Origin of the sequence: Chromohalobacter nigrandesensis, assembly GCF_023061285.1 — a bacterium.
In the GTDB taxonomy this organism is placed as follows: domain Bacteria; phylum Pseudomonadota; class Gammaproteobacteria; order Pseudomonadales; family Halomonadaceae; genus Chromohalobacter; species Chromohalobacter nigrandesensis.
On the sequence record NZ_JAKGAM010000008.1, the window covers coordinates 113799 to 126687 of the forward strand.

General features: G+C 61.1%; 17 protein-coding genes and 1 tRNA gene. 13 read left to right on the plus strand and 5 right to left on the minus strand.

Going from position 1 to position 12889, the window contains the following annotated elements:
* Positions 1-8 precede the first annotated feature (8 nt).
* Positions 9-84 (plus strand) — tRNA-Ala (locus tag L1073_RS11320).
* Positions 85-176: 92 nt separating this feature from the next.
* Here the strand turns inward: L1073_RS11320 and L1073_RS11325 are convergent.
* Both L1073_RS11325 and argF read right to left on the minus strand, forming a co-directional pair.
* Positions 177-350: a hypothetical protein gene (locus L1073_RS11325; protein WP_178997276.1), complete on the minus strand. Its 174-nt coding sequence runs from the start codon at positions 348-350 to the stop codon at positions 177-179.
* Between the two features lie 367 nt (positions 351-717).
* Complete coding sequence (gene argF / locus L1073_RS11330) at positions 718-1638, minus strand: ornithine carbamoyltransferase (protein WP_246899338.1); 921 nt, start codon at positions 1636-1638, stop codon at positions 718-720.
* A gap of 340 nt (positions 1639-1978) precedes the next feature.
* Here argF and grxD point away from each other — a divergent pair, with 340 nt between their 5' ends.
* Positions 1979-2317 carry a Grx4 family monothiol glutaredoxin gene (gene grxD / locus L1073_RS11335; protein ID WP_246899340.1) on the plus strand — a complete coding sequence of 113 codons (339 nt, stop codon included), beginning with the start codon at positions 1979-1981 and terminating at the stop codon, positions 2315-2317.
* A gap of 113 nt (positions 2318-2430) precedes the next feature.
* On the opposite strand, the gene rnt is transcribed toward grxD, so the two are convergent.
* Positions 2431-3096, minus strand: coding sequence for a ribonuclease T (gene rnt / locus L1073_RS11340; RefSeq protein ID WP_246899342.1), 666 nt, complete (start codon positions 3094-3096; stop codon positions 2431-2433).
* A gap of 210 nt (positions 3097-3306) precedes the next feature.
* Here rnt and L1073_RS11345 point away from each other — a divergent pair, with 210 nt between their 5' ends.
* From L1073_RS11345 to L1073_RS11365, 5 genes are all read left to right on the plus strand, one after another.
* Positions 3307-4527 (plus strand): argininosuccinate synthase, encoded by a 1221-nt coding sequence (locus tag L1073_RS11345; RefSeq protein WP_246899343.1) that lies wholly within the window; start codon positions 3307-3309, stop codon positions 4525-4527.
* A gap of 70 nt (positions 4528-4597) precedes the next feature.
* Positions 4598-4888 carry an HlyU family transcriptional regulator gene (locus tag L1073_RS11350; RefSeq protein WP_246899345.1) on the plus strand — a complete coding sequence of 97 codons (291 nt, stop codon included), beginning with the start codon at positions 4598-4600 and terminating at the stop codon, positions 4886-4888.
* Positions 4889-5057: 169 nt separating this feature from the next.
* Entirely contained in the window at positions 5058-5732 is a 675-nt protein-coding gene (locus L1073_RS11355) for a glutathione S-transferase family protein (protein WP_246899346.1), read from the plus strand.
* A gap of 11 nt (positions 5733-5743) precedes the next feature.
* Positions 5744-6157, plus strand: a complete 414-nt coding sequence (locus tag L1073_RS11360) for a DUF1161 domain-containing protein (RefSeq protein ID WP_246899348.1) — start codon at positions 5744-5746, stop codon at positions 6155-6157.
* A gap of 85 nt (positions 6158-6242) precedes the next feature.
* Positions 6243-7295, plus strand: coding sequence for a tRNA-queuosine alpha-mannosyltransferase domain-containing protein (locus L1073_RS11365; RefSeq protein WP_246899349.1), 1053 nt, complete (start codon positions 6243-6245; stop codon positions 7293-7295).
* Positions 7296-7320: 25 nt separating this feature from the next.
* Here the strand turns inward: L1073_RS11365 and nth are convergent, their stop codons facing one another.
* Together nth and rsxB are read right to left on the minus strand one after the other, a co-directional pair.
* A complete protein-coding gene (gene nth / locus L1073_RS11370; protein WP_246899351.1) occupies positions 7321-7959 on the minus strand; it encodes an endonuclease III in 639 nt (212 codons plus the stop codon).
* Positions 7960-7966: 7 nt separating this feature from the next.
* A complete protein-coding gene (gene rsxB / locus L1073_RS11375; RefSeq protein WP_246899353.1) occupies positions 7967-8992 on the minus strand; it encodes an electron transport complex subunit RsxB in 1026 nt (341 codons plus the stop codon).
* A gap of 226 nt (positions 8993-9218) precedes the next feature.
* Here rsxB and L1073_RS11380 point away from each other — a divergent pair, with 226 nt between their 5' ends.
* The 6 genes from L1073_RS11380 to L1073_RS11405 all read left to right on the plus strand — a co-directional run bounded on the left by L1073_RS11380 (position 9219) and on the right by L1073_RS11405 (position 12858).
* Positions 9219-9728, plus strand: a complete 510-nt coding sequence (locus L1073_RS11380) for an RNA polymerase factor sigma-70 (protein ID WP_246899354.1) — start codon at positions 9219-9221, stop codon at positions 9726-9728.
* 83 nt (positions 9729-9811) lie between these two features.
* Positions 9812-10018 (plus strand): FecR/PupR family sigma factor regulator, encoded by a 207-nt coding sequence (locus L1073_RS11385; RefSeq protein WP_246899356.1) that lies wholly within the window; start codon positions 9812-9814, stop codon positions 10016-10018.
* Positions 10019-10159: 141 nt separating this feature from the next.
* The gene (locus L1073_RS11390) at positions 10160-10405 is read left to right on the plus strand and encodes an MbtH family protein (protein WP_281506070.1); all 246 of its coding nucleotides are present in this window, start codon (positions 10160-10162) and stop codon (positions 10403-10405) included.
* The gene (locus L1073_RS11395; RefSeq protein WP_246899358.1) at positions 10395-11135 is read left to right on the plus strand and encodes a thioesterase II family protein; all 741 of its coding nucleotides are present in this window, start codon (positions 10395-10397) and stop codon (positions 11133-11135) included. The genes L1073_RS11390 and L1073_RS11395 overlap by 11 nt, the downstream gene beginning before the upstream one ends.
* On the plus strand, positions 11113-11781 hold the full coding sequence (locus L1073_RS11400) for a 4'-phosphopantetheinyl transferase family protein (protein ID WP_246899360.1): 669 nt from the start codon (positions 11113-11115) through the stop codon (positions 11779-11781). The genes L1073_RS11395 and L1073_RS11400 overlap by 23 nt, the downstream gene beginning before the upstream one ends.
* Before the next feature lie 75 nt (positions 11782-11856).
* The gene (locus L1073_RS11405; RefSeq protein WP_246899361.1) at positions 11857-12858 is read left to right on the plus strand and encodes a TauD/TfdA family dioxygenase; all 1002 of its coding nucleotides are present in this window, start codon (positions 11857-11859) and stop codon (positions 12856-12858) included.
* The last annotated feature ends 31 nt before the right edge of the window (positions 12859-12889 follow it).

Sequence of the window (12889 nt, forward strand, 5' to 3'; positions counted from 1 at the left end):
ATCGATCTGGGGCCTTAGCTCAGTTGGGAGAGCGCAACACTGGCAGTGTTGAGGTCAGCGGTTCGAACCCGCTAGGCTCCACCAGATTCGCCTGATATCAAGTCGCCGACGCAATGCGTCGGCGGCTTTTTTGCGTGTGTTATTCAACGCCAAGGGGGCGCTTGCAGCATCTTCCCTCAAGGGCTGGCGGGGCCGCTGGCGCCGCATTCCAGACATCGATATTGCATGCCGTCCTCGGCATGGCGCTCTTCGAAGGCTTGCAGGCGCTCGTCGTCATTGATCGTCTCGCTGACGCTGCATGCCGGGCATTCGATGGTACGTTCGTTGTCGCGTTGTTCGATGAGAAACATGCTGTTCTCCTGCCGTAGTCTCGACTCGATGAAAGGCATATCTGCCGCGCGATGATGGCAAGGCGCGAAGCCTGTGAGCACGGAGCTCGTAAAGAGAAAAGTCGGCGTTTAGCGGGGCTGCGTCAACGTAGACATTGGCGACGCCTGGGTAGTAAAAAATCAACGTTCGCAAGGTGTTGGAAGCGCTAGCACGAGCGACGACCTCGTCAAGCGGGATATCGTGTGGTGCGGTGCCGTGGTAGTGAAGTTACAAAAAAGCAATCCCGCGGTAGGGGGGCGTCAGGCCAGAGAGGATATCGCAGAAATAAAGGAGACGATGCCGCCTGTGCGGCATCGTTTCTTGCGATGGTTGTGGCGTGTCGGTGGGTTATTCGGCGACCTTGCCGAGCAGGAGAAATTCGATCAAGGCCTTCTGAGCGTGCAGGCGATTGCCGGCTTCCTGCCATACCACGGCCCGCGGGTCGTCGAGCAGAGTCGTGCTGATTTCCTCGCCGCGATGCGCGGGCAGGCAATGCAGAAACAGCGCACTATCGGCGGCGCGGTCGAGCAATGCCTCGGTGACCTGAAAGCCGGCGAAATCCCGCTCGCGCTTGGCCTGCTCCTCTTCCTGTCCCATCGAGGCCCACACGTCCGTGGTGATCAACTCTGCGCCTAGTACCGCCTGCTGAGGATCGTTCAATATCGCCACGCGGTTGCCGGCAGCCGCCACGAGATCGGCATCCGGTTCGTAACCCGGTGGGCAACAGACGCGCAGTTGAAAATCGAACTGCCGTGCGGCATTGATCCACGAATGGCACATGTTGTTGCCGTCGCCAATCCACACGGCGGTCTTGCCCTTCACCGACCCGCGGCATTCGGTCCAGGTCATGACATCGGCCAGCAACTGGCAAGGATGATAGTCGTCGGTCAACGCGTTAATGACCGGGACCTGGCTGGCGGCGGCATATTCCTCGAGTCCGGCATGCGAGAAGGTGCGGATCATGACGATGTCCACCATCTCGGCGAGCACGCGAGCGGTATCGCCGATCGGTTCGCCGCGCCCGAGTTGCGTATCGCGTGGTGAAAGGAAGAGCGCATGGCCGCCGAAATGCGCCATGGCGGTTTCGAAGGACACCCGCGTACGCGTCGAGGATTTCTCGAAAAACATCGCCAGGGTGCGATTGGCGAGGGGCGTATAGGTTGGCCCTTGTGCCTGGAGGCGGTTCTTGATCGTAATCGCGCGCTGAATGAGGTGGTTGAGTTCCTCGGATGACAGATCGAGCAAGGTCAAGAAGTGGCGTGTGGCCATGGCGACGCTCCTTTTATATGTGATCCACTTTCATATGTGATCCACGGCATATCTCAGGGCGACGACGCCCACCGACGAAAGCATGTGAGCGTAACAGCCAAGACGTGCCCCTGAGGCCCGGCTTTCTGCGACGCTCGGCCTTGCAAGGGCAACATGCGGGCCGTGCGGAAAGTCGACCATCCTAGCCAGGCTGCCGAGAAGGCGCAATTGTCGATATCAAGAGTGTCGGTGTTACGAGGGCTGTTTTCGGCGCTTGCCATCAGTAGAATGGAGGTACATTCACCCGACGTATTGCGGCGGTGCCGGCCAATGGCAATCCGCCCCGCGTGAGGAAACTGAGATGAGCACGACTCTCGAGAACATCCAGCAGCAAATCGGCGAAAACACGATTCTGCTCTACATGAAAGGCACGCCCCAGTTGCCGCAATGCGGCTTCTCCGCTCAGGCGGTACAGGCGGTCATGGCATGCGGTGAGCGTTTCGCCTTCGTCAATATTCTCGACAATCCGGACATTCGCGCCGAATTGCCCAAATACGCCAACTGGCCGACTTTCCCGCAGCTGTGGGTCAACGGCGAACTGGTCGGCGGCTGCGACATCATCGTGGAAATGCACGAAAGCGGTGAGTTGGAGAAGCTGATCAAGGAAGCCACGGCCAACGCCGAAACCGAACAGGAATGAGGCCTTGAGCCGGGCGCCCTCCCTTGGGAAGGCGCTGGCGCATCAAAAAAGCCCTGCCGATAAACATCGGCAGGGCTTTTGTATGGGGGCCAAGCGAGTAACGATGTGCCGCGTCAGTCCTCGTCCATGCTTTGTTCCTTCTGGGCCAGCTCCCAGCCGCCGAGATCCTTGTAGCGATTGACCATGGCACAGAATAACTCGGCGGTGCGTTCGGTATCGTAACGGGCCGAGTGTGCCGCGTCGTTATCGAAGTCGATGCCCGCCGCGCGGCAGGCGCGTGCCAGCACGGTCTGGCCGTAGATCAAGCCACCGAGCGTGGCGGTATCGAAACACGAGAACGGGTGAAAAGGGTTGCGCTTGATGTCGTTGCGTTCGATAGCGGCATTCAGGAAGCCCTGATCGAAAGCGGCGTTATGGCCGACCAGGATGGCGCGAGTGCACTGGTTGGCCTTGATCGCCTTGCGCACCGGCTTGAAGATTTCGCCCAGCGCGTCGTGCTCGTTCAGTGCCACTTGCTGTCGCAGTGGGCTATCCAGGTCGATGCCGGTGAAGTCGAGTGCGGCCTGCTCGATATTGGCCCCGTCGAAGGGTTTGACGTGGAAGGCGTGCGTGGCATCAGGCATCAGGTTGCCCAGCTCGTCCATGGTCAGCGTCACGGCAGCGATCTCGAGCAGGGCGTCGCTCTGGGCATTGAAGCCCCCGGTTTCCAGATCGACGACGACGGGGAGAAAGCCTCGGAAACGTTTAGCCATCAAATCGCGTGCCTGGCCGTCGCTCATGCTTTTGCTCCCATCCCAATGCAGTCTCGATAGCGTCGCCACACCCGGGGCGGGGCGACAAAGTGGCCGCGAGTGTAGCATTTTCACCCCTCGACGTCCCGCCGCTTGGTGTTCGTCAGCCTCACTCGGCGCTATAATCGAGGCACGTTTTCTCGCTGTGTTCGCGCAGCCGATCCATTCGATCAATATCCATCTTTTCAGGAGTCCCGCATGTCCGATGTGAACAAGGTCGTCCTCGCCTATTCCGGCGGCCTGGATACGTCCGTCATCGTCAAGTGGTTGCAGGAAACCTACGATTGCGAGGTGGTGACCTTCACCGCTGACATCGGTCAGGGCGAAGAGGTCGAACCGGCGCGCGTCAAGGCACAGGCGCTGGGCGTCAAGGAAATCTACATCGAGGACCTGCGCGAAGAGTTCGTGCGTGACTACGTTTATCCGATGTTCCGCGCCAACACGATCTACGAAGGCGAATACCTGCTGGGGACCTCCATCGCGCGGCCGTTGATCGCCAAGCGCCTGATCGAGATCGCCAACGAGACCGGCGCCGACGCCATTTCCCACGGCGCCACCGGCAAGGGCAACGACCAGGTACGCTTCGAGCTTGGCGCCTACGCGTTGAAGCCCGGCGTCCAGGTGATCGCCCCGTGGCGCGAGTGGGACCTCAACTCCCGCGAGAAGTTGATGGATTATTGCGAGAAGCACGACATTCCGGTCGACTTCTCCAAGAGCAAGAAGAAATCGCCGTATTCCATGGACGCCAACCTGCTGCACATCTCGTACGAGGGCGGCATCCTCGAGGATCCCTGGGCGGAAGCCGAAGAGGACATGTGGCGCTGGAGCGTGTCGCCGGAGGCCGCGCCGGAGACGCCGACATATATCGAATTGACCTTCGAGAAAGGCGATATCGTCGCCATCGACGGCGAGCCACTCAAGCCCCATGAAGTGCTTTCCAAGCTCAACAAGCTCGGCGGCGACAACGGCGTCGGGCGTCTGGACATCGTCGAGAACCGCTACGTGGGCATGAAGTCGCGTGGCTGCTACGAAACCCCGGGCGGTACCATCATGCTGCGCGCCCATCGCGCCATCGAGTCACTGACGCTCGATCGCGAAGCCGCGCACCTGAAGGACGAGATGATGCCCAAGTACGCCGAAGTCATCTACAACGGCTACTGGTGGAGCCCGGAGCGCAAGATGTTGCAGGCGGCCATCGACGAGACTCAGGGCAACGTCAACGGCGTGGTACGCATGAAGCTCTACAAGGGCAGCGCCACGGTCGTCGGGCGCAAGTCCGAGGAGTCGCTGTTCGATGCTTCCATCGCGACCTTCGAGGACGATGCCGGCGCCTACGATCAGAAAGACGCCGAAGGCTTCATCAAGCTCAATGCCTTGCGTCTGCGCATCGCGGCGGCAAAAGGCCGCAATGCGAATTGATCCGCATTCACTCGCGTCGAACGTCTCTCGGTCGGGCGGCGTGGAACGCATAGCAAGCGCAGGAGGCTTCATGCTGAAACGACTCATCGAGGGCTTGTTTCGTAGCGGCGATGCCCATGACGAGGAGATGCCCGCGACGGACTACGAAGGGTATCTGATCACGCCGGATCCGCAGGATGTCGGCGGTCAGTATCGAGTCAGCGGTTGGATTCGCAAGCCCGTCGAGGGCGGCGAGACACATGAATACCGCTTCGAGCGTTCGGATATCGTTTCCAGCCGCGACGATTGTATCGCGTTGACGCTGCGCAAGGCACAGCGCTATATCGACGATATCGGCGACGCTATGTTCGAGGAACGCTGAGCGCCGTTATCCATTGCTATCGCGCACGTGAATGCCAACGCCACTATCTTTGGAGCTATGGTCTCTGGAGTAGTGGCGTTTTTTATTGTCAAGACGCTAGGTAATGAGCGCCAGGAACTCTCGCCCCATAGAGTGGGCCCAACCTTTTATAATCCCGATGGAGCCGCACATGATCACCGTGCATCACCTCGACAACTCTCGTTCGCTACGCATCGTCTGGCTGCTTGAGGCCTTGCAACAGGAATACGAACTCGTGACCCACCATCGTGACCCGCAGACATTGCTGGCACCGGAGAGCCTCAAGCGTCTTCATCCGCTCGGCAAAGCGCCGTTGATCGTCGACGAGGGGCTGACTGTGGCCGAGTCCGGGGCGATCATCGACTATCTGATCGAGCGCTATGACGATGGCCAACTGGCGCCAGCGGTGGGAACGCCTGCGCATCGTGATTATCGTTACTGGCTGCATTACGCCGAAGGCTCCGCGATGCCGCCGCTGGTGATGCATCTGATCTTTTCACGCCTGGGCAAGCCGCCGGTACCGGCTCTATTGCGCCCTGTGGCGGGCAAGTTGGGCCAGGGTGTGCAGGCCAAGTTTCTCGACCCCGAGATCGAGCGACATCTGGCGTTCTGGGAGTCGACGCTCGCCGAGCATGCATGGTTCGCCGGTCCAGATTTCACGGCGGCAGATATTCAGATGAGTTTCCCCGTACTGGCGGTCGAGTCACGGCGTGGCATCAAGGATTTTCCAGCCGTCGTCGACTGGTTGGCACGGGCACGTGCGCGGCCGGACTACCAGCGTGCCGTGGCACAGACCGGGGAATTGAATTTGAGTGCGACACGCTAGAGGAGGCGATCATGATGAGTCACTGGTGGGTGAAAGGGCTGGCACTCGGCGTGATGGCGTTGCCGATCATCGCCGGCGCCCAGGAGGAACCGCGCGATGGCGGAGGTGACGATGGCTCCGGCGTGATGGCCTGCGATGCTCTACAGGATGAGATCGAAGCCAAGATTCGTGCCAATGGTGTCGAGGACTTCGAGCTCGATATTATCGCCAGTGAACGTGTCGACGAGGATGGCGTCCGCGAAGACGATGCCCTCGCTGGAGGCGACGTCGTGGGAAGCTGCGATGGCGGCACGCGCAAGGTGATCTATCGGCGCGGCGCCCAGGGAAGCGGGGCCATATCGTCCTCGGATACATCGCTGCCACCGTCCGACGCGAGCGCCGAGCCAGGGAATGACGCTGCCGAGCGCGAGGATATAGGCGACTAGGGGGATGTAATCCCGCCTTTTGGCGGCCCGCTTCCGTCATTCCTCGGGCTTGGTTACCATGGCGTCTTTTATTCAGGGGGCGCACGTGAAGGCCTTATTGCTTTCCGCCTACGCGGCCGTGAGTCATCGGCACTGGGCGGATGGACTGCAGCAGCAGTTCCCCGAGATCGACTGGCGACGCCTGGAGTTGCCACCTCGACACTTTCCCTGGCGGATTCGCGGTAATCCGCTGACCTGGTTGGGTCAGGAAAGCGACTGTCTGCATGAGGACTACGATCTTGTCGTCGCCACCTCGATGGTCGATCTGGCGACCCTGGTGGGCTTGTGCCCCTCGCTGGCGCGTGCGCGCAAGGTCGTGTATTTCCACGAAAATCAGTTCGCTTATCCGCTTCCCAAGGGACAGCGCATTCGCGCCGAACCGTTGATGGTCAATCTTTACGCGGCCCTGGCGGCGGATGTCGTGGTCTTCAACAGCGCCTACAACCGCGATAGTTTGCTGAGCGGGGCGCGCGACTTCCTCAAGCGCATGCCCGAGCGTCTGCCGCTCGACGCCGTGCTGTCACGCGTGGCCGACAAGGCCGTGGTGCTTCCCGTGCCCTTGCCCGAGGAAACACCCAATTCTGCGCGCTCGGGACGGCGAATTCTGTGGAATCATCGCTGGGAATACGACAAGAATCCGGAGGCGTTCTTCACGGCACTGGAAACGTTGGCCAAGCACGGTATCGACTTCGAAGTGGCGGTGCTGGGGCAGCAGTTTCGCGATCAGCCGCCGGTCTTCGAGGCGTCGCGTGCGTGGCTGGGTGAGCGCGTCGTATGCTGGGGCGAGCAACCCGGCGATGTCTACCGAGAGATGCTTGACAGCGCCGATATCGTGGTATCCACGACCGACCATGAATTTCAGGGATTGGCGGTCATGGAGGCGGTAACGCAGGGGTGTGTGCCGCTGGTGCCAGACCGGCTGTGCTTTCCCGAGTATTACGCGCCGGCGTATCGCTACGCGGGCGATCAGGCCACACTCGAGGCCACGCTGGCGCAATGGCTGACGGATCCGGCATCGCGCCCGGCGCTGCCCGATGCGCGAGCCTGGCAATGGCCTGCGTGGCGCGAGGCGTATCGCGAGGTGCTCACGGGGGCGTGATGATGCACGCATCACCACGCTGCCTTCATGCGATCTCGGTCTTGTCCTTGTACTCGCAGAGGTCCTCGATCACGCAACTTCCGCAGCGGGGCTTGCGCGCCACGCAAGTATAGCGCCCGTGTAGAATCAGCCAATGATGCGCGTCGTGCAGAAAGTCCTTGGGCACGTGGCGCATCAGCTTTTGTTCCACCTCCAGAACGTTCTTGCCCGGCGCGATCCGCGTGCGGTTGGCGACGCGAAAGATATGCGTGTCCACCGCCATGGTCGGCTGGCCGAAGGCGGTATTGAGGATCACGTTGGCGGTCTTGCGGCCGACCCCGGGCAGCGCTTCCAGCGCCTCTCGCGTATCGGGTACCTCGCCGCCGTGACGCTCGAGCAGCAGGTGGCAGGTTTTCATCAGGTTGTCGGCCTTGCTGTTGTAAAGGCCGATGGTCTTGATCTTGTCCTTGAGCCCGTCGAGTCCCAGGTCGAGGATGCCCTGCGGGGTGTTGGCGATGGGAAACAGGTGCGCGGTGGCCTTGTTAACGCCGACATCCGTGGCCTGGGCCGAGAGCAACACTGCCGTCAGTAGCTCGAACGACGTTTGCCAGTGCAGCTCCGTCGTCGGTGTCGGGTTGTTATCGCGTAGGCGCGAAAAGATCTCGTAGCGTTTTTGAGCGTTCATGGGCGAATCAAGTCGATGAGGGAGAGTCGAGCGCGGCGCGTGCGGCGTCGAGCATGCGCTGGGCTTCGTCGACCTGGCCATACGCGGCCTCGAGGCTGGCGGCATCGCCATGGCGCTGGGCATGCGTGACTTGTTGGCGAGCCTTGCGCAGTGCCTGCTCGGCCGCCTTGACCGCCATGCGGCGATGGTGCGTGGCAGTGGTCTCGGCACGCGGTGCCTGTGCGTCGCCGAGTTGCCGGTCAATATCCGTTAGACGCGCGGTCAGTGTCTCGGCGCGTTCATCGAGCGCTCGGCTTGCCTCGGCGTCCAGGTCGCCGCGCTGGCGTTGACGTTCCACGCGCTTGAGTCCGGCAACCAAGGTTGCCCGTGTCGCCTTGAGGGCCGTGGTATCCACGCTGGCGGTGTCGTCCTGTTGCGTCGATTGCGCAGGGGCCGTCTCACGCTTGGCTTTTGCCGCCACGGCCGCCTGGCGACGTTCGCGCTTGCGGCGTTTCTCCTCTGCCTGGCGGGCAAGGCGCTGCTGACGTGCCTCGTAGCGTTGGCGTCCCAGTGTGGCACGCTTGGTCAGGTAGGCGTCTTGCTGGGCCTGGGTACTTGCCGCGAGCCATTCGGGGTGCGGCAGAATGTCGATACAGTCCACGGGGCAGGGCGCGACACACAGCTCGCAGCCGGTACATTCGGACTCGATCACCGTATGCATCTGCTTGGCAGCGCCGAGGATGGCGTCTACCGGGCACGCCTGGATGCACTTGGTGCAGCCGATGCACTCTGCCTCGCGAATGTACGCCACTTTCGGCGATTGCGCCGGTTCCGCGAGGGGTTGACGCGACTGGCCGGTCAGTTCGGCGAGTCGCACCATGGCGGCCTCGCCGCCGGGCGGGCACTTGTTGATCGCTTCACCCGCCGCGATGCCTTCGGCATAGGGGCGGCAACCGGGATGCCCGCACTTGCCGCATTGCGTCTGCGGCAATTCGGCGTCGATACGCTCGATGCTGATCTCGGCTACCAGATGATTTCCGAATGAACGGGACAAACGATGACTCCGGGGTCGAAGAATCCGCCATTATAAACCTTCATGATCGCTACCCCAACGCGAATGCGCGACCGCCGCCGCGGACTCACATGATGTCAACCATGCCTTGTTGCCAATGTGAGTGAGGAAAGAATGTTTTAAATTCCCCTCCATTACGCTATAAATGATAACAGTTATCGTTATCATTGAAGGTCTTGATATCTCTACAAGGCAGGAGGCCGGGGCAGTGGATGCGTGTGAATGGAAAACTGAACTCAAGGATATCTTCGCCAACCACCGACCGCGACTTTGCTCCCTGGCAGCGAGAATCCTGGGACCGGATCAGGCAGACGATGTCGTGCAGGATGCCTATCTCAAGATTTCACAGGCGCACTCCGCCTTCGCCATCAAGCAGCCGTTGGCCTATGCCTGCCGCGTGGTGCGCAACCTGGCGATCGACCGGCAGCGGCGCTGCCAGTTCGAGTCGACCCTGTTCAGGGCAGAGGAGCAGGGCGCGGCGGTGGCCGCGCCGACAGGCTCTCCCGAAGCGATCGAGATCGATCGCGAGGAATTGGTGCGGGTCGCGCAGGCGCTGGACGAATTACCCGAGCGCACGCGTCGGGCCTTCGAGCTGTATCGCATGGGCGGACACACCCAACGTGACGTGGCCGAACAGCTAGGGGTATCCACCACACTGGTCAATTTCATGATCCGCGATGCGCTCAGTCACTGCCGGGATTCGTTGCACGCCGGTTGATCCCAGCCGTCTCATCCTCATTCGCCGTTTTGTTACACTGGTTTCAAGGCCGTTGACAGGGCCGGCTACCTTGGTGAGACGTAATGACGATAATGAACGATAACGATGCCCTCTGGCATACGGCGCTCGGCTGGCTCATGCGACAGCATGACAGCGACCTGGATGAGGCGGAGCGCGAGGCCCTGCATGCCTGGTTGGCGGCCTCCGCCGAGAATCGAGCGGCGTATCGAGAAGCCGAGCGATTATGGACGCTGACGGGCCTGATCCCGCCCGCTGATGAGCGTCACTGACACTTTCCTGCCTAATTCGCCCCCCTTTCCCGCCGATCTCTTTTGGCCGATCGCTAAATTCCGATCTTCCTCACTCGTCATTTGAAATGAGAAGCAATCACATCCGCTTCTTTGCGTTCATGCAATGACGAGGTGAGCATCATGACAAGCTGTTTCGATCGCGAGGACGGGGTTTTCCGCGTCCTGGTCAATCACGAAGAGCAGTACTCCCTGTGGCCAGAGTGGAAGGCGATTCCCGAGGGCTGGGCGGATACCGGTGTACTCGGCGACAAGGCAACCTGTCTCGACTACGTGGAGAAGACCTGGACCGACATGCGCCCGCTCTCGCTACGCCAGTGGATGGACGAGCAGCAAGCCGTTGAGGCGGAGCAGGCGGATGCAGGTTAAGCGGTTGAAACTGCTCTGCCTGCCCTGTGCCGGCGCCAGCGCCACCATGTATCTACGCTGGAAGCGCCGGTTGCCCGCGTGGATCGAGGTGCACCCCGTCGAACTACCCGGGCGTGGAGAGCGCCTGAGTGAACCGTTCACCGACGACTTCGAAGCCCAGGTCGTGCGACTGTGCGAAGAGCAGGCGACGCGGTTGCGCGGCGACTTTGCCCTGTTCGGCCACAGCATGGGGGCGCTACTGGCTTACGGTATGGCGGTTCGCTTGCGCGATGTGGGGCGCCCTCAACCGCAGATGCTATTCGTTTCGGGAAGCGCGGCACCCTCCATACGTGACCCTGAGCGATTGGCGGGTCTGGACAATGACGAAGCCCTGATCGCGGATTTGCGCCGACAGGGAGGCACGCCTGAGGAAGTGTTCGAAAGCCCTGAGCTGTTGCGCCTCACTCTCGACGCGTTGGCAGCAGACTATCGGCTTTGCCGACGTTTCCGCTATCGCGGTGGGCCGCCGCTCGACTATCCGCTACAGGCCTTCGCGGGGCACGACGACGATATCGAGCGCGAGCGCCTGGAGGCGTGGCGACGCGAAACGGGCGGGGCGTTTTCGCTGGACTGGTTAGAGGGAGGGCACTTCTTCATCCGCCACCAAGAGGGGAAAGTGCTGGCGACTATCGAACGGGCGCTGGCCCGACGGCTAGAGGAGGAGCCTCATGCAGCGCCTGCGGCTAGCTGAAAAGGCGCCCACGGGGCTCGAGGTCTGGTGCTTGGCGCTCGACTTGAACGCCCCGGTAGTCGATGAGGACTATCGACTGCTGAACCGAGCCGAGTGGCAGCGCGCCCAGCAGTTTCGACATCACGCCGATGTGGTGCGCACCGTGGCGACACGCGCTGCCCTGCGGCGGCGGCTATCGGCACACACCGGCGTGGCGGCAGACAAACTGGTGTTCACCCATAACGCCTACGGCAAACCACGGCTGAAAAGCGTTGATGGGCCTGCCTTCAATGTCTCGCATTCCGGTGATGTCGCCCTGATCGCGCTAGCTTCCGGTGGTGCGGTGGGGGTCGATATCGAGCGTCGTCGACCCGAAGCCGAGCTTGTGTCACTGAACGACCTGGTTCTCTCGCCGAGCGAGCGACGCACTCTCGATAGCGGCGGCGCCGTGTTGCCCTTCATCGAGCGCTGGGTGATTAAAGAAGCCGTGCTCAAAGCCTTGGGGCTGGGGATTGCCGACCATCTGCAGGCACTCTCGATCACTCCCTCATTAGGGCCGCCAACTACTTACCATCTTGAGCACTCGCTTAGCGTTTCATCACCTTTGCGCGCATGGCCGCTGCCGGCGCCGAGTGGCTATGCCGCCGCCCTGGGATATGTCGATTGAGGCTATATCGGTCCGAGCCATGTTCACACCGCCCCAGGCTAACGCGGACGCAACGACTTTTCAGGAGATTCAACGATGAATAGCCATAATGCAACATCAACACAACACACTACCGCCGACTTCGAGCGACAAGGACCTGCCGATTCGGAGCTACCCATTGTGATGTCGCCCGCTTACCCAGGGCAGCCGCTGTTGGAAGCCTTTGGCGATTTACGTGCTGATATTGAGTCCCTGGTGACCAGAGGCGGCGGGGTGCTGCTAAGAGGCTTCAATGTCCCTACCGTTGACGATTTTCAGCAGTTTGCCGCAGCCTTTGGTCATCCACTATTGAGTTATGAGTTCGCCTCAACGCCACGCTCAGCGGTGTCATCGGGCATTTATACCTCCACCGAATACCCCGCCCACCAACATATTCCCCTCCACAATGAGCAGGCCTACACCCGCGAGTGGCCGATGAAAATCTGGTTCCACTGTGTCACCGCTGCGCCTGAGGGGGGCGAAACCCCGATCGCCGATAGCCGCGCCATTTATCGCCGTATGCCGGTAGATATTCGTGAACGTTTCGAGCCTGGCATTCTCTATGTGCGCAACTACGGCGATTTCGATATGCCTTGGCAAAAGGTGTTTAACACCGAAGACCGCAGCGAAGTAGAGGCGTTCTGCCAACGCGCGGGGATTCGTTGTGAGTGGAAACCCGATGGCGACCTGCGCACCACCCAGCTATGCCAAGGCATGGAGACCCATCCGGTCACCGGCGAACGCGTTTGGTTCAACCAGGGCCATCTCTTCCATGTCTCCAACCTGCAGCCAGAGGTACGTGAATCGTTGGAGGAGATGCTCGACCCCGAAGACATGCCGCGCAACGTCTTCTTCGCCGATGGCAGCCCCATCGACGATGCCATCTTCGACGAGGTACGCAGCGTACTGGCCGAAGAGACGGTGATGTTCCCCTGGCAATCTGGCGATGTGCTGATGCTCGACAACATGCTGGTTGCCCATGCCCGCACGCCGTTCAAGGGACCCCGCAAAGTGGTCGTGGCCATGGCGGAGGGCCACGGCAACCTCTCCAACGACTGAACACAACGCCTCACCCTTCGGCCCGGAGTTC